Source organism: Streptosporangium carneum (assembly GCF_027922005.1).
GTDB classification, from domain to species: domain Bacteria; phylum Actinomycetota; class Actinomycetes; order Streptosporangiales; family Streptosporangiaceae; genus Streptosporangium; species Streptosporangium carneum.
The window spans coordinates 10,875-32,482 of sequence record NZ_BSEV01000012.1 but is presented as its reverse complement, the minus strand read 5'-3'; the positions used below and the strand labels follow the sequence as shown (position 1 = coordinate 32,482).

Annotated in this window: 18 protein-coding genes and 1 tRNA gene; 6 read left to right on the top strand and 13 right to left on the bottom strand. The window is 70.5% G+C overall.

Annotated elements, in window-relative coordinates; translation table 11 throughout:
• Window positions 1-5 precede the first annotated feature (5 nt).
• Window positions 6-773 (bottom strand): 3'(2'),5'-bisphosphate nucleotidase CysQ, encoded by a 768-nt coding sequence (locus tag PKF00_RS24355; protein ID WP_271219945.1) that lies wholly within the window; start codon window positions 771-773, stop codon window positions 6-8.
• Window positions 773-2,209, bottom strand: a complete 1,437-nt coding sequence (locus tag PKF00_RS24350; RefSeq protein ID WP_271220131.1) for a sugar transferase — start codon at window positions 2,207-2,209, stop codon at window positions 773-775. Before PKF00_RS24350 ends, PKF00_RS24355 begins: the two co-directional genes overlap by 1 nt.
• A gap of 81 nt (window positions 2,210-2,290) precedes the next feature.
• Here PKF00_RS24350 and PKF00_RS24345 point away from each other — a divergent pair, with 81 nt between their 5' ends.
• On the top strand, window positions 2,291-2,866 hold the full coding sequence (locus tag PKF00_RS24345; protein ID WP_271219944.1) for a 3'-5' exonuclease: 576 nt from the start codon (window positions 2,291-2,293) through the stop codon (window positions 2,864-2,866).
• A gap of 75 nt (window positions 2,867-2,941) precedes the next feature.
• Here PKF00_RS24345 and pth read toward each other — a convergent pair whose 3' ends face one another.
• The 5 genes from pth to PKF00_RS24320 all read right to left on the bottom strand — a co-directional run bounded on the left by pth (window position 2,942) and on the right by PKF00_RS24320 (window position 7,383).
• The gene (gene pth, locus PKF00_RS24340) at window positions 2,942-3,538 is read right to left on the bottom strand and encodes an aminoacyl-tRNA hydrolase (RefSeq protein WP_271219943.1); all 597 of its coding nucleotides are present in this window, start codon (window positions 3,536-3,538) and stop codon (window positions 2,942-2,944) included.
• A 316-nt stretch (window positions 3,539-3,854) separates the two neighbouring features.
• The gene (locus tag PKF00_RS24335) at window positions 3,855-4,472 is read right to left on the bottom strand and encodes a 50S ribosomal protein L25/general stress protein Ctc (RefSeq protein WP_271219942.1); all 618 of its coding nucleotides are present in this window, start codon (window positions 4,470-4,472) and stop codon (window positions 3,855-3,857) included.
• A 167-nt stretch (window positions 4,473-4,639) separates the two neighbouring features.
• Complete coding sequence (locus PKF00_RS24330; protein ID WP_271219941.1) at window positions 4,640-5,617, bottom strand: ribose-phosphate diphosphokinase; 978 nt, start codon at window positions 5,615-5,617, stop codon at window positions 4,640-4,642.
• A gap of 76 nt (window positions 5,618-5,693) precedes the next feature.
• The gene (gene glmU / locus PKF00_RS24325; protein ID WP_271219940.1) at window positions 5,694-7,145 is read right to left on the bottom strand and encodes a bifunctional UDP-N-acetylglucosamine diphosphorylase/glucosamine-1-phosphate N-acetyltransferase GlmU; all 1,452 of its coding nucleotides are present in this window, start codon (window positions 7,143-7,145) and stop codon (window positions 5,694-5,696) included.
• A gap of 166 nt (window positions 7,146-7,311) precedes the next feature.
• Window positions 7,312-7,383 (bottom strand) — tRNA-Gln (locus tag PKF00_RS24320).
• A gap of 322 nt (window positions 7,384-7,705) precedes the next feature.
• Between PKF00_RS24320 and PKF00_RS24315 the strand changes: the two genes are divergently transcribed.
• Window positions 7,706-8,647 (top strand): acyl-CoA desaturase, encoded by a 942-nt coding sequence (locus PKF00_RS24315; protein ID WP_271219939.1) that lies wholly within the window; start codon window positions 7,706-7,708, stop codon window positions 8,645-8,647.
• A gap of 3 nt (window positions 8,648-8,650) precedes the next feature.
• Here the strand turns inward: PKF00_RS24315 and PKF00_RS24310 are convergent, their stop codons facing one another.
• Window positions 8,651-8,860: a hypothetical protein gene (locus PKF00_RS24310; protein WP_271219938.1), complete on the bottom strand. Its 210-nt coding sequence runs from the start codon at window positions 8,858-8,860 to the stop codon at window positions 8,651-8,653.
• Window positions 8,861-8,918: 58 nt separating this feature from the next.
• Here PKF00_RS24310 and PKF00_RS24305 point away from each other — a divergent pair, with 58 nt between their 5' ends.
• The 3 genes from PKF00_RS24305 (at window position 8,919) to PKF00_RS24295 (ending at window position 12,989) form a co-directional block, all read left to right on the top strand.
• Window positions 8,919-9,992, top strand: coding sequence for a TetR family transcriptional regulator (locus PKF00_RS24305; protein ID WP_271219937.1), 1,074 nt, complete (start codon window positions 8,919-8,921; stop codon window positions 9,990-9,992).
• Between the two features lie 62 nt (window positions 9,993-10,054).
• The gene (locus tag PKF00_RS24300; RefSeq protein ID WP_271219936.1) at window positions 10,055-12,118 is read left to right on the top strand and encodes an RNA degradosome polyphosphate kinase; all 2,064 of its coding nucleotides are present in this window, start codon (window positions 10,055-10,057) and stop codon (window positions 12,116-12,118) included.
• Window positions 12,111-12,989 carry an NUDIX hydrolase gene (locus tag PKF00_RS24295; RefSeq protein ID WP_271219935.1) on the top strand — a complete coding sequence of 293 codons (879 nt, stop codon included), beginning with the start codon at window positions 12,111-12,113 and terminating at the stop codon, window positions 12,987-12,989. The genes PKF00_RS24300 and PKF00_RS24295 overlap by 8 nt, the downstream gene beginning before the upstream one ends.
• A 41-nt stretch (window positions 12,990-13,030) precedes the next feature.
• Here the strand turns inward: PKF00_RS24295 and PKF00_RS24290 are convergent, their stop codons facing one another.
• Window positions 13,031-14,506, bottom strand: coding sequence for a CYTH and CHAD domain-containing protein (locus tag PKF00_RS24290; protein ID WP_271219934.1), 1,476 nt, complete (start codon window positions 14,504-14,506; stop codon window positions 13,031-13,033).
• A gap of 154 nt (window positions 14,507-14,660) precedes the next feature.
• Window positions 14,661-15,440, bottom strand: a complete 780-nt coding sequence (locus PKF00_RS24285) for a trans-aconitate 2-methyltransferase (RefSeq protein WP_271219933.1) — start codon at window positions 15,438-15,440, stop codon at window positions 14,661-14,663.
• A gap of 237 nt (window positions 15,441-15,677) precedes the next feature.
• On the opposite strand from PKF00_RS24285, the gene PKF00_RS24280 reads away from it, so the two are divergent.
• Entirely contained in the window at window positions 15,678-16,220 is a 543-nt protein-coding gene (locus PKF00_RS24280) for a MarR family winged helix-turn-helix transcriptional regulator (RefSeq protein WP_271219932.1), read from the top strand.
• A gap of 47 nt (window positions 16,221-16,267) precedes the next feature.
• Here PKF00_RS24280 and PKF00_RS24275 read toward each other — a convergent pair whose 3' ends face one another.
• The 3 genes from PKF00_RS24275 to rsmA form a co-directional block, all read right to left on the bottom strand.
• Window positions 16,268-18,076 carry an ABC-F family ATP-binding cassette domain-containing protein gene (locus tag PKF00_RS24275; protein ID WP_271219931.1) on the bottom strand — a complete coding sequence of 603 codons (1,809 nt, stop codon included), beginning with the start codon at window positions 18,074-18,076 and terminating at the stop codon, window positions 16,268-16,270.
• A 27-nt stretch (window positions 18,077-18,103) separates the two neighbouring features.
• Complete coding sequence (locus PKF00_RS24270) at window positions 18,104-19,006, bottom strand: 4-(cytidine 5'-diphospho)-2-C-methyl-D-erythritol kinase (protein WP_271219930.1); 903 nt, start codon at window positions 19,004-19,006, stop codon at window positions 18,104-18,106.
• 91 nt (window positions 19,007-19,097) lie between these two features.
• Window positions 19,098-19,943, bottom strand: a complete 846-nt coding sequence (gene rsmA, locus PKF00_RS24265; protein ID WP_271219929.1) for a 16S rRNA (adenine(1518)-N(6)/adenine(1519)-N(6))-dimethyltransferase RsmA — start codon at window positions 19,941-19,943, stop codon at window positions 19,098-19,100.
• Window positions 19,944-21,608: the final 1,665 nt, after the last annotated feature.

Genomic DNA, 21,608 nt, shown 5'->3' with positions numbered 1-21,608 from the left:
GGGGATTATCGGTGGAGATCCCGGATTCCGGCGAGCAACGTCGGCGCCAGTCCCGGTAGGGAAACAAGGATATCCGGCAGCGAGGGGTCGCCCTGGTTGTAGGTCAGGGGAGAACCGTCGACGCGGCTGGCATGGGCTCCGGAGGCGAGCGCGACGGCCACCGGGGCGGCGGAGTCCCATTCGTACTGGCCGCCCGCGTGCACGTAGGCCTCGACCTGTCCGGTGAGGACAGCGGAGATCTTGGCGCCCGCCGAGCCGATCGGCACCAGGTCGGCGCCCACGAGGTCGGCCAGTTCCCTGACGAACTCGGGCGGCCTGGTCCTGCTGACCGCGATCCGCGGCCTGGCGCCCGCCCTGAGCTCGGGCAACACGGGGGGTTCGAGGGTCGAGAGCGTCCTGCCCGCGGCGGGCAGCGCGACCGCTCCGGCGGTCAGCGCGCCGCGCTCCCAGAGCGCCACGTGGACCGCCCAGTCGGCGCGCCCCTCCTCGGCGAACTCGCGGGTGCCGTCCAGCGGGTCGACGATCCACACGCGCTCGGCCGTGAGGCGGCGGGGATCGAGACGCTCCGCCTGGGTCGCCTCCTCGGACAGCACACTGTCACCTGGGCGTGAGGCCGTCAGCGCCTCCATCAGAAACAGGTGGGAGGCGGTGTCGCCCTCGGCGCGGAGCGCGGACGGGTCGTCGAACCCCGTCTTCTCACGCAGCGCGAGGAGTCTTTCGCCCGCCTCGGTCGCCAGGTTCGCGGCGAGAATGTGATCGTCGCGAATCGTCATCAATATGCTCCAGCCCCTCGCGCGACAGCCGACCAGGTCTTCCACAGGATCTGCAGGTCCAGTGTCAGGGACCAGTTCTCCACATAACGCAGGTCTAACCGTACAGATTCCTCCCAAGAGAGGTCAGACCGCCCACTCACTTGCCACAGGCCTGTCATGCCCGGCTTGACCAACAGCCTGCGCCGGACATCGTCACCGTATCTGGCGACCTCCTCGGGCAGCGGCGGCCTCGGACCGACCAGCGACATCTGACCGAACACCACGTTGATCAGCTGCGGCAGCTCGTCCAGGGAGTGACGTCGCAGCCGGGCGCCCAGGGGAGTGATGCGCGGGTCATTCCGGATCTTGAACAGCATGCTCCGCCCGTCACCGGCGAGGTCGGCCCTGCGCCGCTCGGCGTCGACGGCCATCGTCCGGAACTTGTAGATCGTGAACTCGGCCCCGTCCCTGCCGACCCGCCTCTGGCGGAAGAACACCGGACCCGGGCTCGAGGCGCGCACGGCCACGGCCAGCACGGCGAACAGCGGCGCCAGGGCGACCAGCAGCAGCCCCGCCCCGACGCGGTCGAAGAGGTTCTTGAGCAGCTGGCGCAGACCCGCGAGCTCGGGATGGTCGACGTGCAGCAGCGGAAGCCCGGCCGCGGGACGGATCGTGATCCGGGGCCCCGCCACCTCCATCAGCGCCGGGGCGACCACCAGGTCGGTCGCGGTCCGCTCAAGACGCCAGGCGAGACGCCGCAGCGCGACCCCGTCCATCTCCGGACAGGCCAGCACCGCCACGGTGTCGGCGGAGAGCTGGGCGACCACGAGCGGGACGTCGGACATGCCACCCAGGACGGGCACGCCCTCCACGTCTCCCATGCCGTCGTAGGGCATGCAGACGCCGACGACCTCCATGCCGTGGTAGGGCTCCCTGCGGAAACGGCGGACCAGGTCGACGATCGCGGCGCGGTGGCCGACCGCCACGACCCTGCGCATGCACGCCCCCGCGGCCCGCCTGCGGTGCAGGGAGCGCCGCAGGCCGTACCTCGCGAGGATGGTGACCACCGTCGCCAGCGGAACGGCCAGCACCACGTAACCCCTGGCCACGTCGGTCTTGGTCACGTAGGCCCCGATGGCCAGCGCGGCGGTGAGCGTGAACCCGCACTGGAAGATCCGCTGGAACTCCTCGGCCCCGAGACCGATCAGGCGGGGCTCGTAGGCGCGGTTGACCCTGATCGCGCAGACCCAGACGAGGGGAAGCGCGGCGCTCAACATCACGTAGGGGGTCACATAGGGAGTAACCTCGCCGAATCGAACGAACAGGGCGAGCGCCCCGGCGAGAGAGGCGGAGCCGATGTCGGCGGCGACAGCCCGCGCCCTGTGCCGGCGGACCCAGCCGGGCACGCTCGGACGGCTCACGGGCACGGCCCTCGGCGTCGCCTGGACGACGGTCACGTCGCGCACACGCTCCCCCTGCGTAACCAGATGCCAACGGACAGTTACCGAATGCTAGCGGGAAGAACAGGGGCCCGAGGTTTGAAGACCGAAACGTACATCTCTGTGGACGTCGAGGCCGACGGCCCGATTCCCGGACCGTACTCGATGTCCAGCTTCGGCATGGTCGTGGCGGGGAGGATGACCGGTAGGGACTTCCAGCCGATCGACCCGCGGGCCCACACGTTCTACGCCGAGCTGCGTCCCATCAGCGACGACCACGTGCCGGAGGCGCTCGCCGTCAGCGGGCTCGACCGGGAGACGCTGGTCCGCGAGGGACTGGACCCGGCCGAGGCGATGAGGAACGCCGCCGTCTGGATCCGCGAGGTGTGCGGCAACAGCACACCGGTGCTGGCGGCGTATCCACTCTCCTACGACTGGATGTGGATGTACTGGTACTTCATGCGTTTCGCCGGAGCCTCGCCGTTCGGGCACTCCCGCTGCGTCGACATGAAGACGATGTACGCGGCGAAGGCGGGCGTGCCCGTCGGGTGGGCGACCAAACGGCAGATGCCCAAGCACCTGCTGTCGACGCGACCGCACACCCACAACGCCCTCGACGACGCGATGGAGCAGGCCGAGCTGCTCCAGAATCTCATGGTCTTCGGCGAGTCCTGAGATCCGAGCGTCAGGATCGGCCCCGCTCAGGCCCCGCTCAGGCCCCGCTCAGGCTCCGTGCGAAGCCCGGCGAGACTATCTGGGCGGGCCCGAGATGTTCAGGTCTCCCGTGTGGAAGGCGTTCTGCGTCGCCTCCAGGCCCGCCCTGATGAGGGACTCGACGACGTCGGCCGCCCTGTCGACCAGGAACGGCAGGTCCTTGCGCTCGGCGGTCGCGAAGTCGCGCAGGACGAAGGTCGCGGCGTCCATCCGGCCCGGCGGGCGGCCGATGCCGAACCGCACCCGCAGGTAGTCCTTGGTCGCCAGGGACTTGGTGATCGACTTCAGCCCGTTGTGGCCGTTGTCGCCACCGCCCAGCTTGGCCCTGAGCGCGCCGTACGGGATGTCCAGCTCGTCGTGGACGACGACCACCCTGGCGGGGTCCACCTTGTAGAAGTCGGTGAGGACCTTCACCGGGCCGCCGGAGAGGTTCATGAAGGACAGCGGCTTGGCCAGGACGGCCGGGACGCCCGCGAGCCGCCCCTCCAGCACCTCGGCCCGCGATCTGTGCGCCTTGAACCTGCCGCCGGCCCGCGCGGCGAGCTCGTCGAGCACCATGAAGCCCGCGTTGTGCCGGTTCCCGGCGTACTCGGCGCCGGGATTCCCCAGGCCCACGACCAACCAGCGGTCCACGGTCGGCTTCCCTTCTCGTGTTTATTGCGACGCCTGACGGCGTCGCGGGCCCTGCTTGTTTGCGACGCCTGGCGGCGTCGCGGGCTTGGGCGCTTCCGGGTCGGCGTCTTCCCTCGTCACTCCGTCGCTGCGCTCCTGCGTTCCTCAGTCCAGACACCGACGCGCCCAAGCCGACAACCGGTCCCGGCCACACGGGAGGTTGAGCACGTAGGCCAGACACCGACGCGCCCAAGCCGAACCCGTCCCTGACGGTCCCTCCGATGCGCGTCAGGGCAGCCCGGTCTCGGACTGCCCTGACAGGGTGTGGCGGAGAGGACTACTCGGCGGCCTCGGCGGCCTCAGCCTCGGCGGCCTCGCCCTCAGCGGCCTGCTCGCCCTCGGCGGCCTCGGCCTCCGGCTCGGCGGTCGGGGCGGCGGTGACGTGCAGGACCAGCGTCTCGGGGTCGGCGACCAGGGTCGTGCCCTTGGGAAGCTTCAGGTCGCCCGCGGTGATCTGGGCGCCGATCTCCAGGCCCTCGACGTCCACCTCGACGCCCGTCGGGATGTGGGTGGCCTCGGCCTCGACCGAGACGGAGACCAGCTGCTGGTCGAGGAGGCCGTCGGCGACCTCGCCGGTCACGGTGACGGGGATGTCGACGGTGACCTTCTCGCCGCGCTTGACGAGGAGGAGGTCGACGTGCTCGAGGAAGCCCTTGATCGGGTCACGCTGGACGCCCTTGGGCAGCGCCAGCTCGGTGACCGCGCCCTCGAGGCGGATCAGGACGTTCGGCGTGCGCAGGGCGAGCAGGAGCTCGTGGCCCGGCAGCGACAGGTGCCTGGGGTCCGTGCCGTGGCCGTAGAGGACGACGGGCACCTTGTGCTCGCGACGGATCTTGCGGGCGGCGCCCTTGCCGAAGTCGGAGCGGGACTCGGCGTTGATGACTACTTCGGACACGACTGATCTCCTAGGGATCTTCGGTGGAGGGCACGCTCTCCCTCACCCGCCCTAGCGGAAGGCGTTACGAGCGTGCAGAACCTGTACAGCTTATCGCGCGTGGCGACCGCACGGCCCGGTGAGCCGTGCGGGCCACCGGGCCGGGTTGTGGCGTGTGACCTCGAAGGTCAGCTGTCGCCCTCGAACAGGCTCGTCACGGAGCCGTCGCTGAACACCTCGGTGATCGCGCGGGCGATCAGCGGGGCGATCGACAGCACGGTGAGCTTGTCGAACCTCTTGTCCTCTTCGAGCGGCAGCGTGTTGGTGACGATCACTTCGGAGATCTTGGAGTTCTTCAGCCTGTCGACCGCGGGGTCGGAGAACACCGCGTGCGTCGCGGCGACGAGCACGTTGGTCGCGCCCTGCTCGTACAGCGCGTCGGCCGCCTTGCAGATCGTGCCCGCGGTGTCGATCATGTCGTCGATCAGCACGCAGGTGCGGCCCCGCACCTTGCCGACGACCTCGTTGACCTTCACCTGGTTGGCCACGTCGAGGTCGCGGCGCTTGTGGATGAAGGCCATCGGGGTGCCCAGCGTGTCGGCCCACCGCTCCGACAGCCGCACCCGGCCGGTGTCGGGCGAGACGATGGTGGTGTTCTCCAGGTCCAGCTTGTCCTTGAGGTAGTTGACCAGCACGGGCATGGCGAACAGGTGGTCGACGGGACCGTCGAAGAAGCCCTGGATCTGGGAGGTGTGCAGGTCGATCGACATCAGCCGGTCGGCGCCCGCGGTCTTGAACAGGTCCGCCATCAGGCGGGCGGTGATGGGCTCGCGCCCCCGCCCCTTCTTGTCCTGGCGGGCGTAGCCGAAGAACGGCATGATCACGGTGATCCGCTTGGCGGAGGCGCGCTTGAGCGCGTCCACCATGATCAGCTGCTCCATGATCCACTTGTTGATGGGGCCGGTGTGACTCTGGATCACGAAGGCGTCGCAACCCCGCACCGACTCCCGGTAGCGGGCGTAGATCTCCCCGTTGGCGAAGTCACGCAGCGTGGTCGGCGTCGTGTCGACGCCGAGGTGACTGGCCACCTCCTCGGCCAGTTCCGGGTACGCGCGCCCGGAGAAGAACATCAGGTTCTTCTCACCGGTCTGCTTGATGCCGCTCATGCCGTCCTCCCGTTGTGACGGCCAACCGTTGCATTAGCGACGCCGCCGCGCCCACTGGCCCGCTCGCTTCGCTCGCTCACGTCTTGCTCCCCTGCTGGTTCTCGGCCTCGGCGGCCCGCAGCGCCGCGTCGGCCGACTTGGTGCCCGCGCGCTTGCGCGCGACCCACCCTTCAATGTTGCGCTGCTGTCCACGGGCCACGCCGATCGCCCCCGGGGGGACGTCGTTGGTGATGACCGAGCCCGCGGCAGTGAATGCGCCGTCGCCGATGTTCACCGGCGCGACGAGCATGGTGTCGCACCCGACGAAGGCGTGCTCGCCGATCGTCGTCTGGTGCTTGTCGACCCCGTCGTAGTTGACGAAGATCGCCGAGGCGCCGATGTTCGATCCCGCGCCGATGACCGCGTCGCCGACATAGGTGAGGTGCGGCACCTTGGCGCCCTCGCCGACCCGCGCGTTCTTCATCTCGACGTAGGTCCCGGCCTTGGCCTTGCGGGCCAGCACGGTGCCGGGGCGCAGGTAGGCGTACGGCCCGACGAGCGCCTGGGGCCCGATCTCGGCCTCGAGGCAGACCGCGTTGCGCACCACCGCCCCCTCGCCGACGACCGTGTCGGTCAGCGTGGAGGCCGGGCCGATCTCCGCGCCCTCCGCGACCGCCGTACGGCCGTGCAGCTGGGTGCCGGGGTGGATCACCACGTCCTGTTCCAGGGTCACGTCCACGTCGACCCACGTGCTGTCGGGGTCGATCACGGTGACCCCCGCGCGCATGTGCGCCTCCAGCAACCGGGCGTTGAGGACCTTGCGGGCGAAGGCGAGCTGCACCCGGTCGTTGACGCCCTCGACCTCGACGTGGTCGGCCGCGACGTGCGCGCCGACCCGGTGGCCGTCCTCCCGCAGGATGGACAGGACGTCGGTGAGGTACTCCTCGCCCTGGGCGTTGGAGGTGGAGACCCGCTTGACCGCGTCGGCCAGCAGGGCCCCGTCGAAGGCGTAGACGCCGGAGTTCATCTCCCTGATCGCCCGCTGCTGAGGAGTGGCGTCCTTCTCCTCGACGATCTGCAGGACCGCTCCAGTGGTGTCGCGCACGATCCGGCCGTAGCCGTACGGGTCGGGAACCTCGGCGGTGAGCACGGTGACGGCGTTGCCGTCGGCGCCGTGCTGCTCCAGGAGCCCGGCGAGGGTCTCGGAGCGCAGCAGCGGGGTGTCCCCGTAGGTGACCAGGACGGTGCCGTCGATCGCGCCGACCTGCTCCAGCACGACCCTGACCGCGTGACCGGTCCCCCTCTGCTCGGTCTGCACGACGGCTTGGGCGTCGGGGCTGGTCCGCGACAGGTGCGCCTGGACCCGATCTCGTTCGTGGCCGATGACAACAATGAGCCGCCCGGGTTCGAGTCCTCGGGCGGCTGTGAGCATGTGGTCGACCAGGGTGCGGCCGCACAGCTCGTGCAAGATCTTGGGCGTTTTCGATTTCATCCGGGTGCCCTCACCTGCGGCGAGGACGATGACGGCGGCCGGGCGCGGCACACTCACGGACGAGGCTCCCTCGGCGTCGCGGCTGAGACATGACGAAGTGGAGTGAGGTACGGCTACCGCCTGGAAACCGTCCCGTCACCCACTCGACAACGTGAGGATACCTGCCCGCCTGCGAATCCACCCAGCCGACCAGCCGAGTTGCCAAACAAGACAGAAGAGACAGCTCCGGCACCAGGACTCGAACCTGGACAACAAGGACCAAAACCTTGCGGGCTGCCAATTACCCAATGCCGGATCAGCCTGGCGGTTCGGTCTCAATCCGAACGCCCGGCCCCCCTACGATACCGACCCCTTGATATCAAACGCGCCTCGTTTTGAGACCTCGTCGGGCACGGGGCCCGCCTCTCTCCGCCCTGGACACGGGCGCGCCACGCCGAGGACGTCGTTTAGCAGGTGAGGGTGGTGGTACACAAGTCATGAAACCCCTACGGGTCCAGCCGCAGAGAGTCACCTTCCCCACATTCGATGCTTAGGGATTCCTAACTTACGATGGCGTAGGTTACGGTTGCGTAGCCAGACAAAAGCCCACCTCCCTCCAAGCCCACGCGAGGTAGTGCATGACCGTCATCGAAGACCGCCCCGCTCCGGGCCCCAAACCGGACGTCGACCCCGAGCCGAAGACGACCCCCGAGATCATCACCTTCGGAGTGGTCGTCGCCGCGCCGCTGATCGCCCTGATCGCCGCCGTCCCGTTCGCCTGGGGGTGGGGGCTCGGCTGGAGCGACGTGGTGATCGCCTCCGTGTTCTACGTGATCACCGGGCTGGGCGTGACCGTCGGCCTGCACCGCTACTTCACCCACGGCTCGTTCAAGGCCAAGCGCCCGATGAAGATCGCGCTCGGCATCGCGGGCAGCCTCTCGCTGGAGATGTCGGTGCTCGACTGGGTGGCCACCCACCGCAAGCACCACAAGTTCTCCGACAAGGAGGGTGACCCGCACTCGCCGTGGCGGTTCGGCACCGGTTTCCTGCCGGTGACCAAGGGGTTGCTGTGGGCGCACATGGGCTGGCTCTTCGAGGCGGACAGGGCGAACCGCGAGAAGTACGCGCCCGACCTCGTCAAGGACCCCGACATCATCAAGCTCCACAAGCTCTTCCCCGTGATGGCGATCACCTCCATGGTGCTGCCCGCGGTGCTGGGCGGCCTGCTGTCGTGGTCGTGGTGGGGCATGCTCACCGGGTTCTTCTGGGGCACGCTGGTCCGCATCGGGCTGCTGCACCACGTGACCTGGTCGATCAACTCCATCTGCCACGTCTTCGGCGAAGAGGTCTTCGAGTCGCGTGACAAGTCACGCAACGTGTGGTGGCTGGCCATCCCGTCCTTCGGCGAGTCCTGGCACAACCTGCACCACTCCGACCCGACCTGCGCCCGGCACGGCGCGCTCAAGGGTCAGATCGACCTCAGCGCGGGCGTCATCCGCTGGTTCGAGAAGGCGGGCTGGGTCCACGACGTCCGCTGGCCGACGCCGGAACGACTGGCGGCGAAGCGCATTGCCGCCTGACAGTCACCCGAGGGCCGCCCCGGCGGCCCGCGTGGTCACGGCGCCTTCCACGACACGTTCGCCGTCCTCTTCCGCCTCCTCCCCCGACGCTCCCCCCGACGCTCCCCGCGGCGCCGTCTCCCCGGCCCGCGCGGCCACGAAGCCGTCCGGCCCCCGCGTGGGCGTCACCTCGGCGAACACCTCCGCCGCGGCCGTCGGCCGGGCCTCCGTCACGGGGGCGGGCCGGAATATGGTTCCCGTTTCGCGATCGGGGAGCGCCATTATTAGAGACGTGAGCGAACCCCGACGACGCATGTCAGGCAAGGAACGCCGGGAGCAGCTGATCCAGATCAGCCGGACCCTGTTCGCGGAGAAAGGGTTCGACGGCACCTCGGTGGAGGAGATCGCGGCGACCGCCAACGTCTCCAAACCCGTGGTCTACGAGCACTTCGGCGGCAAGGAGGGCGTCTACGCGGTCGTCGTCGACCGTGAGATGCAGAAGCTGCTCGGCATGGTGACCGAGGCCCTGTCCGCCTCCCACGCGCTGATCAAGCTGGAGCGGGCGGCCCTGGCCCTGCTGGCCTACGTGGAGGAGAACAGCGAGGGCTTCCGCATCCTGGTCCGCGACTCCCACGCGGCCTCGGGGACGGGCACGTTCGCCAGCCTGATCAACGACATCGCGAGCCAGGTCGAGGACGTGATGGTCGACCAGTTCGCCGAGCGGGGCTACGACCCGAAGCTCGCGCCGATGTACGCGCAGATGCTGGTCGGCATGGTGGCGCTGACCGGTCAGTGGTGGCTGGACGTGCGCAGGCCCTCACGCGAGGAGGTGGCCGCGCATCTGGTCAACCTGGCGTGGAACGGTCTCACCGGCCTGGCCCCCACCCCCCGCCTGACCTCCTCCTCCCACCTCCTGGAGCAGCGTCAGGCCGCGCTCCTCACCCCTCCCTCTCCCCCGCCCTCCCCTGCTCCTGCCCCTGCCGCGCGACCGACGGACAAGGAGGCGCGCGAGGCGGAGAAGGCCCGCGAGCGGGAGCTCAAGGAACAGGAGAAGGCCCGCGAACGCGAGCTCAAGGAGCAGGAGAAGATCCGCGAACGCGAGCTCAAGGAGCAGGAGAAGATCCGCGAACGCGAGCGGCGCGAGGCGGAGAAGCTGGCGCGGGAGCAGGAGAAGGCGCGGGCGCGGGAGCAGCGCGAGCGGGAGCGACTGCTCAAGGAGCAGGAGAGGATCCGCGAGCGGGAGCTCAAGGAACAGGAGAAGATCCGCGCCAAGGAGGCCAGGACCGCCGGCAGACAGGCTGTGCAACAGGCCCAGCCGTCCGGTTGGAGCGGTGAGGATCGGGGAAAACTTGAACCTAGCGAGTAAGCAACAGCGGCCGTTGATCCTAAATTAACGTTCCGTTCAACCAAAGCGGGCATTCTGGTCATATGTCCGCCGAACCCGCGCACCCCACCTCCGAAGGAATCCCCCTTCCACAAGAACGCTTCCTCAACCGTGAGGAGAGCTGGTTGCAGTTCAACCAGCGGGTTCTGGAGCTTGCCGAAGACCCTTCGCTGCCGCTGCTGGAGAGGGTCAAGTTCCTGGCCATCTTCGCCAGCAACCTGGATGAGTTCTTCCGGGTCCGGGTGGCCGGTCTCAAGCGCCGGATGGCCACCGGCCTGCTGCTTCGCACCAAGAGCGGACTGAAGCCCCGCGAGGAGCTGGCCAGGATCGCCGCGATCGCCGACGACCTCGCGCAGCGGCACTCGACCTGCTTCCACGAGAGGCTGCGGCCGCAACTGGCCGCGGAGGGCATCGAGATCGTGCGCTGGGACGACCTCGGCAGGGATGAGCGCACCGAGATGCGCAAGCTGTTCCGGGAACGGATTCGGCCCGTCCTGACGCCGCTTGCGGTCGATCCCGCCCATCCTTTTCCCTATATTTCGGGCTTGTCTCTCAACCTTGCCGTTACCGTCCGAAATCCCGTGAGCGGCAACACCGTGTTCGCCAGGGTGAAGGTGCCCAGCCAGCTTCCCCGCTTCGTCGCGGCGTCCAAGGACCGCTTCGTCCCGCTGGAAGACGTGATCGCCGCCCACCTGGGCCAGCTCTTCAAGGGCATGGAGGTCGTGGAACACCACGTCTTCCGGGTGACCCGCAACGAGGACCTGGACGTGGACGAGGACGTCACGGAGAACCTCATGCAGGCGTTGGAGCGGGAGCTGCTCAAGCGCCGCTTCGGCCCGCCGGTGCGGCTCGAGGTCGAGGACAGCATCACGCACGAGGTGCTCGAACTGCTGGTCGACGAGCTCGGCGTGGCCCAGCACGAGATCTACCGGCTGCCCGGCCCGCTGGACCTGACCGGCCTGCACGCGATCGCCGACCTGGACCGGGGGGAGCTCGGCTTCCGCCCCTTCGTCCCCGCCGAGGTGGTCCACGTCGAGGACGACATCTTCGCGGTCCTCCGCGAGCGGGACGTGCTGCTGCACCACCCGTACGACTCGTTCTCCACGAGCGTGCAGCGCTTCATCGAGCAGGCGGCGGCCGACCCCAACGTGCTGGCCATCAAGCAGACGCTCTACCGGACCAGCGGCGACTCGCCGATCGTGGACGCGTTGATCGACGCGGCCGAGGCCGGCAAGCAGGTCGTCGTGGTCGTGGAGATCAAGGCGCGGTTCGACGAGCACGCCAACATCACCTGGGCGCGCAAGCTGGAGCGGGCCGGATGCCACGTGGTCTACGGGGTGGTCGGCCTCAAGACCCACTGCAAGCTCGCCCTCGTCGTACGGCAGGAGCCCTCGGGCGAGCTGCGCAGCTACTGCCACATCGGCACGGGCAACTACAACCCCAAGACGGCCAGGCACTACGAGGACCTGGGCCTGCTGACCGCGGACCCGCTGGTCGGCGAGGACGTCACGGACCTGTTCATCCACCTGACCGGATACTCCAACCACTCGGCCTACCGGCGGCTGCTGGTCGCCCCGCACTCGCTGCGCGGCGGCCTCGTGGCCAGGATCGAGCGGGAGATCTCCCACCAGGAGGCGGGACGTCCGGCCAGCATCAGGATGAAGACCAACTCCCTGGTGGACGAGCTGGTCATCGACGCCCTCTACCGCGCCTCGCAGGCGGGTGTCCCGGTCGACCTGTGGGTGCGCGGGGTGTGCACGCTCCGGCCGGGGATCCCCGGCCTTTCGGAGAACATCAGGGTCAGGAGCGTCCTCGGCCGCTTCCTCGAGCACTCACGGATCTACGAGTTCGGTCACGGCCGCAGACCGGAGGTCTGGATCGGCAGCGCCGACCTGATGCGGCGCAACCTCGAGCGCCGCGTCGAGGCACTGGTAAAGGTCACCAGCCAGCAGCAGCGGGTCTACCTCAGCGCCCTCCTCGACAGGGCGATGTCGGAGGAGACCTCCACCTGGTGGCTCAACGCGGACGGGAGCTGGGCCCGGCATCCCGGCGAGGACCTGCAGAACCATCTGGTCAGCACTCGGCGGTGGAGAACGATCGATGACTGAACTGGACGTCCATCCCACAGACATGATCCGAGCGGCAGGGGCGGTGGTGTGGCGGGGGGCGGAGTCTGCGCCCGAGGTCGCGCTCGTCCACCGGCCGAAGTACGACGACTGGACCTTCCCCAAGGGGAAGCTGAAGCCCGGCGAGCACGTCATCGCCGGGGCGCTGCGCGAGGTGGCGGAGGAGACCGGGATCACCGCGATGCTCGGCCGGTCGCTGCCGCCGATCCACTACCTGAAGGGCAAGCGGCTCAAGCGCGTCGACTACTGGGCGGCCAGGGTGGTCTCCGGGGAGAGCTACACCGACGTCGAGGAGGTGGACGAGGTGGTCTGGCTGCCGCTGAAGGAGGCGAAGCGGCGGCTGACCTACGAGTGGGACGCGGGCCTGCTGCGCGCGCTCACCGCGGTGCCGCTGGCGACCACTCCGCTGGTCCTGGTCAGGCACGGCCTGGCGGGCTCGCGCCAGGACTGGGAGGGCGACGACGACGAGCGTCCGCTGGACGAGATCGGCAGGACGCAGGCCGAGGTCCTCGCGGACGCCCTGGCGGGCTACCGTCCCGTGGAGCTGATCAGCTCCACGAGCAGGCGGTGCGTGGAGACCCTCGAACCGTACGCGGAGAGCTCCGGCCTGGAGATCCGTCAGGAGCGGCTGCTGACGGAGACCCACTACGACCCGCGGGCCGCTCTGCGACTGGTCTCCAAGGCCATCGCCTCCGACCGGTCCGCGGTGCTGTGCAGCCACGGCAAGGTGCTCCCCGAGCTGATCGCGGGAGTCATCGACCGGCCCGGGGACGTGCAGCTGCGCAAGGGCGCGTTCATGGTGCTGCACCACACCGACGGCAAGATCGTCGGTGTGGACCGCTACATCACCTGAGCGCGCCTCACCGCGACTCACCGCTCAGGCGGCGCGTCGGCTCACAGCAGCGCGTCGACCGCCTCCGCGGTCTCGGCCCAGACCCGGGGGAACTCCTCCCAGGCCCGCTCCGCGCCCGCCCGCTCCAGGCCGGTCAGCACGCCGTAGGTGAAGGTGTCCTCCCCCGCGAGCCTGGCGTTCGCCGCCTCGGCCGCCAGGCGCTCCTGGGCGACGACGCCGTCCTGGTGGGTGCCCAGCACCTCCTGCACGGCCTCGGCACGCTTGGCCAGTTTGCTCATGCCGAGCACCTCGGCCGTGTAACGCGCCCGCTTGGCGGCCTTGCGCACGTCGTGCATGGCGGTCTCACGGTCGGCGCCCTCGACCGCCTGCGCCACGGCGTAGGCCCGGGTGACCCGGCGCCAGCCCTTGGCCGCGACGGCGTCGAGGGTGTCGGCGGGCTTCTTCGCGGCCTTGGTGAGCACGGGGGTCGCCACCAGGTCGTCCAGGGCGTCGAGCAGGGCGAAGTACCGCTCCCCGCCGAGCGCCTCCCTGATCCGGTCGTAGGCCTCGTGCTCGGCGTCCAGCAGGTCGGAGCTGAGACGGGTGCCGACCGGGCCGACGATCAGCTCCGAGTCGAGGGTCTCCAGCCTGTGGGCGAAGCGCTCCCTGATGACCTCGAGGTCACGGGCCTCGCCGAGGACGCCCGCCAGCCACTTGAGCTCCTCCTGGAGGGCCTCGGTCCCCTCGACGATCGTCTTGAAGGACTTCAGCGCGCTGCGGAGCCGCCTGGAGGCGACCCGCATCTGGTGGACCGCGTCCTCCTCCGCACGCCGTACCCGGGGGTCCTGCGCCAGGAGGGCGGCCACCTGGGCGTTGAGATAGCCGACGACGACCTCGCCCGCCGACCCGGCCCTGGTCTCGGCGAGCCGCACCTCGGGGACGGGGGCCACGGCGTTGAGCACGCGGGACAGCTTGCTGGCCGAGTCGGCGGCGGACGCGCCCGCCTTCACCAGCCGCTTGCCGACCTTGCCGAGCAGTCTCTCGTCGCCCTCGATCAGCTCGGCCTCGACCTCGCGCCAGCGCTCGACGTGCGGCTGGTCGCCGAGCACGGTGCCCTTGACCCGGTCGTCGGCGATCTCCACCAGCCGCACCCCCGCGCCGTTGACCAGCTGGGTCACCGAGCGGCGGGTGTCCAGCTCGGCGACGGGCGCGAGGGGGACCCCACGGGTGTAGGCGAGCACGAGGTCGGCCAGCTCGGAGGGGACGATCTTCGTGCTGCGGGTCAGCGGGTGGGTGATCTCCTGCCGGACGCCCTTGGCCTTGGGAAGCTTGAGGTGCCAGCCTGGATCGGTCCCGCCCCGGCGCCGCCGCAGAGTGATCCCACGAGCGGCCAGCCTCAGGTCAGGGGTGTCGAAGTACAGCGCGACGAGCTGGTGGGTCTTGGGGCCGACGGCCTCCGAGCACCCCGGCAGATCGGCCAGTTCCGGAAGCTCGTAGTCCGCCGGGACGTCGAACTTGTCCTCTATTTCTATAGCCACAGGCCATCCCCTGACTTGCCCAGTTATCTACGCGTCCTTGCAGTATTTATTGATGCCCGGTTACTCGTCCAGAAACTCCGGACGATTGCCCCGTAACCCCCCATCTAGCAGCGATGCTGCCGCCACACCAGCCCTTCTTTTGTTCATGAGACGTTCATTCTTCGGTCACTTTTCGAGCCACCGCGAAGACCCTCCGGAAGGGGAACAGCGTGCCGTGCGGACCGCGAGGATAGGCCTCGTCGAGCAGGGCGGCGCAGTCGCCGAGAAAGGCGTCCGCCTCCGCGGAGTCCAGCCGGTCGAGCATGGGACGCAGCGCCGCGCCCGTGATCCACCCGAGAACGGTGTCGTCGCCGGTGAGCACGTGCAGGTAGGTGGTCTCCCAGGCGTCCACCTCGCACCCCGCGCCCGCCAGCAGTTCGTGATACTCCGCGGGGTCGCCGACCGGCGCCTCCCTGACCAGGTCCGCGAGCCGGTCGCGCCATCTCTCGGTACGGCACAGCCCGCGGACCAGCGCGTGACTGGGGGCGTCGAAGTTGCCGGGAACCTGGAAGGCGAGCCAGCCGCCGGGAGCGAGCGCCCCGACCCAGCGCGACAGCACCTCACGATGGCCGGGCACCCACTGCAGGACGGCGTTCGACACGATCACGTCGACCGGGGCCTCGGGACGCCACCGTGTGACGTCCTCGACGGAGAAGGTCAGCCTGTCCCCCGCGACCGCCCCGCCGATCATCGCGGGCGAGGAGTCGAACCCGTGAACGTCGGCGCCGGGCCAGCGCCTGGCCAGCTCCGCGGTGAGCTCACCCGTCCCGCAGCCCGCGTCGACCACCCGCCGGGGCCGCTCCGCGGCTATCCTGGCGACGAGATCGAAGAAGGCCCGCGACCGCTCACCCGCATGGCGGCCGTAGACCGCCGGATCCCACACGTCCCGTGACATCGATCCTCCTGTGAAGTCGCTTCTCGGCGCGACGCGGCGGCGGCCTCCCCGACAGTGGGTCGCCCTCCTAAGCGCCTCCCGGACCGGCTTTCCGCGAGGACGCGCCGGTGTCCGGACCGAGGGAGCGCGGCGACCGGGCGACGAGGAAGGACGCCGGCTCCGTGGCGCCCGAGCCCGCCGGGCGTCGGCCCGGCAGTGCACACAGTATCTCGATGTCAAGACAGATAGACTCGCGGCATGACCCTGCACCACGCGGACAACGACGCCGAGCGACCCTCCGACGAGGTGGATCGGCTGGTCGCCGCCTGGCGCCAGGAACGGCCCGACCTGGACGTCGAGCCGCTCCAGGTGCTGAGCCGGGTCTCCCGGCTGGCCCGTCATCTCGACCGCGCCCGCCGGGCCGCCTTCGCCGAACACCACCTCGAGAACTGGGAGTTCGACGTCCTCACCGCGCTGCGGCGGGCCGGCGAGCCGTACGAGCTGAGCCCGGGAGCCCTGCTGCGCGCGACCCTGGTGACCTCGGGGACGATGACCAACCGGATCGACAGGCTCACCGCCGCCGGGCTGGTGCGGCGCCGTCCCGATCCCGAGGACAGGCGCGGGGTGCTGGTCTCCCTGACGGACGCCGGGCGGGCCAGGGTCGACAACGCCTTCGCCGACCTGCTCCGCCGTGAGCGCGACCTGCTCGCTGGTCTCGGAAAACATGAACAGCAGGCCCTTTCGGGCCTGCTGCGCACGCTACTCGTCCCTTTTGACGCGACCGACACCGGAGCGCACTGATTGTCTGCCCCGACAGAGAGGGATAAACCGATCAGGGGCGACGATCTTCACTCACCGAGGCGGTCGGCCACTTCGAGCCACTCGCTCTCGACGGCCTCCTTCTCCGCGACGACGTCCTTGAGCTCGGCGTCGAGTGAGGCCAGTCGGCCGTAGTCGGCGGCGGCGTCCGCCATGGAGGCGTGCAGTTTCGCCTCGCGGGCGCTCAGCTTGTCGAGCTGGCGCTCGAGGCGGGAGAGCTCCTTGCGAAGCTCGCGCTCCTCCTTCGCGGACAGGCCCGGCTCCGCGACCGCCGGAGCCGCGGCCGCCTGGTCGCCGTCCGAGGACGCCGCTCCCGAGGCGGCCCTGGCCGACAGAGCCCCGCCCGAGGCGCGCCGCGAGAGGTACTCGTCGACGCCGCCGGGAAGCATCGACAGCCTGCCGTCTCCCAGCAGGGCGACGGTCCTGTCGGAGACCCGCTCGAGGAAGTAGCGGTCGTGACTCACCACGATCAGCGTGCCGGGCCAGCCGTCGAGCAGGTCCTCCAGCTCGTTCAGCGTCTCGATGTCGAGGTCGTTGGTCGGCTCGTCGAGCAGCAGCACGTTGGGGTCGTCCATCAGCAGGCGCAGGAGCTGCAGACGGCGGCGCTCGCCGCCGGACAGGTCGCCGACCACCTTCCACTGGGCGTCGCCCTTGAAACCGAGGCGCTCCAGCAGCTGGGAGGCGGTCCACTCCTTCTTGCCGACCTGGATGAACTTGCGGATCTCCTCGACCGTCTCCAGCACCCTGCGTGTGGGGTCGAGCTCGCCCAGCTCCTGGGACAGGTGGGCCAGGCGGACCGTCTTGCCCCGCACGACCCGCCCCGAGTCGGGCTTGACGGTGTCGGCGAGCAGACGGAGCACCGATGACTTGCCCGAACCGTTCACCCCGATCAGGCCGATCCGGTCACCGGGCCCGAACTGCCAGGTGGAGCGGTCGAGGACCAGCGGGCCCTGCCCGGGACCGCCCGCGTGCAGGGTGACCTCCTCGAGGTCGTAGACCGTACGGCCGAGCCTGGCCGCGGCGAACTTGACCAGCTCGACGCTCTCCCTGGCGGGAGGCTCGTCCGCGATCAGCGCCTGGGCCGCCTCGATGCGGAACTTGGGCTTCGAGGTGCGCGCGGGCGGGCCCCGGCGCAGCCAGGCGATCTCCTTGCGCATGAGGTTCTGGCGGCGGGCCTCGGAGGCGGCGGCGATCCGGGCGCGCTCGGCCTTGGCCAGCACGTAGGCGGCGTAGCCCCCCTCGTAGCGCTCGACGGAGCCGTCGACGACCTCCCACGTCCTGGTCGAGACCGCGTCCAGGAACCACCGGTCGTGGGTGACGACGAGCAGCGCGGTCCTGCGCCCTGACAGGTGCCTGGCCAGCCAGTCGATGGCCTCGATGTCCAGGTGGTTGGTCGGCTCGTCCAGGATGATCAGATCGTGCTCGTCGATGAGCAGCTTCGCCAGCGCCGTACGGCGCCGCTCGCCGCCTGACAGGCTCCCGGCGAGCGCGTCCAGGTCGATGTCGCCGAGCAGGTTGGCGAGAATCTCGCGGATGCCCGCGTCGCCCGCCCACTCGTGCTCCGCCTTGCCACCGAGGACGATGTCGCGAACCGAGCGCGCGGGGTCGAGGTCGTCGCCCTGGGACAGCGACCCCACGTGCAGGCCCCGGTTGTGGGTGACCCGCCCGGCGTTCGGCCTGAGCGTGCCGGAGATCACCGAGATGAGCGTGGTCTTGCCGCCGCCGTTGCGGCCGACGACGCCGATGCGGTCGCCCGCCTCGATGCCGAGGGAGACGTCGCTGAGCAGCGGCTTGGGACCGTAGGAGTGGGAGACCGACTCAAGATTGACCAGATTCATCGCGACACAAGCGTATCCGGTCCCGGCCTACACCACCGTCGGACCGGGAACGGGACCGTGGGCGGTGATGACGTCGCGGGCCACCCCCGCGCCCCTGAGCGACAGGGCCAGCTCCGCGGCGTGGGCCTCGGACTCGGCGAGGAAGGCGCAGGTGGGGCCGGAACCCGAGACGACGGCGCCCAGGGCGCCGTGTTCGCGCCCCGCGTCGAGGGTCCTGGCGAGAGAACGGCGGAGCAGCACGGCGGCGGGCTGCAGGTCGTTGGCCAGCTCCGCGCCCAGAGCCTTGGCGTTCCCCTCGCGAAGCGCGGCCAGCAGCGGGTCGGAGGCCCGGGGCCAGGCGACCTTCTCCCCGACCGCCTCACGCATGCGGTCGCACTCGGCGTAGACCTTCGCCGTCGACAGGCCTCCGTCCGCGAGGGCGAACACCCAGTGGAACGTGCCACCCGCCCGCAGGGGCGTCAGCTGTTCCCCCCTGCCGGTGCCGACGGCCGTGCCGCCGAGCAGCGCGAAGGGGACGTCGCTGCCGAGATCGGCGGCGATCTCCATCAGGTCCTCGGCGGGCAGGCCGAGCCCCCACAGCTCGTTGCAGGCGACCAGCGCCGCGGCGGCGTCCGCGCTGCCGCCCGCCATGCCCCCCGCGACCGGGATCGACTTGCGGATGACCAGGCTGACGCCGTACGTCCTGCCCGCGTGCCTGGCCAGCGCGAGGGCGGCCTGGATGGCGAGGTTGTCGGCGTCCTCGGGAACCTGGTCGGCCGACTCGCCCTCGACCCTGACGCGCATCCCGGTCTCGGCGACGGCCGTCACCTCGTCGAAGATCGACACGGCGTGGAAGACGTTGACCAGGTCGTGGAAGCCGTCGTCACGCAGCGGCCCGACCGCCAGTTGCAGGTTGACCTTGGCGGGCACGCGGACGGTCACGGAGTTCATGTGTCCCTCATATGCGCTCGCTCACTCGTCACGGTCCCCGATCGTAACGGGGTCTCCGTCCCTCTCCGTGCAGGCTCCCCACCATATGGACTCATACGCGGTTTTCGGCGATTCGTGCGAAATCTTCGACAGAGAGCTGTTCACCGCGTTCTGTGGGATCGATTCCCGCGGCCCGGAGCGCCTGCTCCGCGGCGGCGGCCGTACCGGCCCATGACGCCAGGGCGGCCCGCAGAGTCTTGCGCCGCTGGGCGAAGGCGGCGTCGATCACCGCGAAGACCTCCTCTCGGGAGGCGCTCGTCGAGGGAGGCTCCCTGCGGGTCATCGCGACGAGCCCCGAGTCCACGTTGGGCACCGGCCAGAAGACCGTCCGCCCGACAGGGCCCGCCCTGCGGACGTCGGCGTACCACGCGGCCTTGAGCGACGGAATGCCGTAGATCTTGGAACCCGGCGTCGCGGCGAGCCGGTCGGCGACCTCCGACTGGACCATGACCAGGATGCCGCGCAGGGACGGCAACGTCTCCAGCAGGTGCAGCACCACGGGAACGGACACGTTGTAGGGAAGGTTGGCGACCAGGGCGGTCGGCTTCTCCTCCGGCAGGTCGCCGGGAAGGACCCGCATGGCGTCCGCGAGCACGACCGTGAGGCGGTCGGCGAACTCGGGGGCGTGCGCGGCGACGGTCAACGGAAGCTGCGCCGCCAGAACCGGGTCGATCTCCACCGCCACCACGCCGCGGACCTCGGGAAGCAGCGCGAGGGTGAGCGAGCCGAGACCGGGGCCGACCTCGATGACGACGTCGTCGGGACGCAGCTCGGCGACCCGGACGATCCGGCGGACCGTGCCCCCGTCGATCACGAAGTTCTGGCCGAGTTTCTTGGTCGGGCGGACGTCGAGCCTGCCCGCCAGCTCCCGGATCTCCACCGGCCCGAGAAGGCTCATGCCCGCTTCACCTCCAGCGGCCGGAACCCGGCGCCCACCAGGTGGCCGTATCCGCCGACTTGTCCGCTGCGCTCGCTCACGGCTGCACTCCCCACGTCATCAGACAAGTTTCGCGCATAGAACCCCCTGCGACGACGCCCCGACCCCGCCCCCGCACCCCGCACCCCGCTGGAGCGTCCCCCATAAGGCGCCGGTACGGCCAGCGGTGACGCAAACCTGACCGGCGCCCACACACGGCGCGAAACCCGGGGCACTCGCGGGCACCCAAGACATTCACCCGGCCAAGGCACTCACACGGCGCACAGGGCGTCGAACCGTCTGATCATCGGATCAGAGGTTCCGCATGCGGCGGATCGCACCCGGAAAGCGCGAGGAGGTGCGGGCGTCGCCGCCCGCACCTCCTGCTGTCTCATCCTTGTCCGTCCGGCCTGCCCGACCTCCCAGACCTTGGCGTCTCAGCCCTCAAAACGCCTGTCACGACCCGGGAGGCCGGTCACAGTCGGCAGCGGACGCCGGGATCACCCGGCGAACCTCGCCACACCGCCACCGGCCGGGCCGGGAGGACCCTGTGGGCCCTCGGGACCGACCGGGCCCTGGGGGCCTTCGGGACCGACCGGGCCCTGAGGTCCTGCCGGACCCTGGGGACCGGTGGGACCTGCCGGGCCCTGCGGACCTTCGGGGCCCTCGGGCCCTGCCGGACCCGCGGGACCGTCGGCGCCGGCCGGGCCGGTCGCCCCCGCCGGACCGGCAGCGCCGTCGGCGCCCGCCGGACCGGTCGCGCCCGCGGGGCCCTCGGGACCAGCCGGACCCTCGGGACCAGCAGGGCCGGTCGCGCCCGCCGGACCCGCCGGGCCGACCAGACCCTCAGGACCAGCCGGACCGGTCGCGCCCGCCGGACCCGCCGGGCCGGCCGGACCCTCAGGACCGGTGGCGCCGTCAGCGCCCGCCGGACCGACCGGGCCAGCCGGACCAGCGGGGCCCTCGGGACCGGTGGCGCCGTCAGCGCCCGCCGGACCGACCGGACCCTCAGGACCGGTGGTGCCGATCGGACCCTGCGGACCGACCGGACCCTGCGGACCGTCAGCACCCGCCGGACCCGCCGGACCAGCGGGGCCCTCGGGACCGGTGGCGCCGTCAGCGCCCGCCGGACCGGCCGGGCCGGCCGGACCCTCAGGACCGGTGGCGCCGTCGGCGCCCGCCGGACCCTGCGGACCTGCCGGACCCTCAGGACCTGCCGGGCCTGCCGGACCTTCGGGACCGGTGGCGCCGTCGGCGCCCACTGGACCGACCGGACCCTGCGGACCGGTGGTGCCGATCGGACCCTGCGGACCGACCGGACCCTGCGGACCAGCCGGACCCTCAGGACCGGCCGGGCCAGTGGGACCCTCGGCACCCGCCGGACCCTGCAGACCGGTGTCGCCGATCGGACCCTGCGGACCGACCGGACCCTGCGGACCAGTCGGACCCTCAGGACCAGCCGGGCCTGCGGGACCCTCAGGACCGGCAGCACCGTCGGCACCCGCCGGACCGACCGGACCTGCCGGGCCTGCGGGGCCCTCGGGACCGGTGGCGCCGTCGGCGCCCGCCGGACCGACCGGGCCGGCCGGACCCTCAGGACCTGCCGGGCCAGCCGGACCCTCGGGACCGGTGGCGCCGTCGGCGCCC

What these genes read in the sequence shown, in the direction of transcription:
- rsmA (WP_271219929.1), bottom strand. Translation starts at nt 19,943, where the DNA reads ATGAGCCTTCTCGGGCCGGTGGAGATCCGGGAGCTGGCGGGCAGGCTC.
- PKF00_RS24285 (WP_271219933.1), bottom strand. Translation starts at nt 15,440, where the DNA reads ATGTCACGGGACGTGTGGGATCCGGCGGTCTACGGCCGCCATGCGGGT.
- PKF00_RS24315 (WP_271219939.1), top strand. Translation starts at nt 7,706, where the DNA reads ATGACCGTCATCGAAGACCGCCCCGCTCCGGGCCCCAAACCGGACGTC.
- PKF00_RS24300 (WP_271219936.1), top strand. Translation starts at nt 10,055, where the DNA reads ATGTCCGCCGAACCCGCGCACCCCACCTCCGAAGGAATCCCCCTTCCA.
- PKF00_RS24355 (WP_271219945.1), bottom strand. Translation starts at nt 773, where the DNA reads ATGACGATTCGCGACGATCACATTCTCGCCGCGAACCTGGCGACCGAG.
- PKF00_RS24270 (WP_271219930.1), bottom strand. Translation starts at nt 19,006, where the DNA reads ATGAACTCCGTGACCGTCCGCGTGCCCGCCAAGGTCAACCTGCAACTG.
- PKF00_RS24275 (WP_271219931.1), bottom strand. Translation starts at nt 18,076, where the DNA reads ATGAATCTGGTCAATCTTGAGTCGGTCTCCCACTCCTACGGTCCCAAG.
- PKF00_RS24280 (WP_271219932.1), top strand. Translation starts at nt 15,678, where the DNA reads ATGACCCTGCACCACGCGGACAACGACGCCGAGCGACCCTCCGACGAG.
- PKF00_RS24295 (WP_271219935.1), top strand. Translation starts at nt 12,111, where the DNA reads ATGACTGAACTGGACGTCCATCCCACAGACATGATCCGAGCGGCAGGG.
- PKF00_RS24330 (WP_271219941.1), bottom strand. Translation starts at nt 5,617, where the DNA reads ATGAGCGGCATCAAGCAGACCGGTGAGAAGAACCTGATGTTCTTCTCC.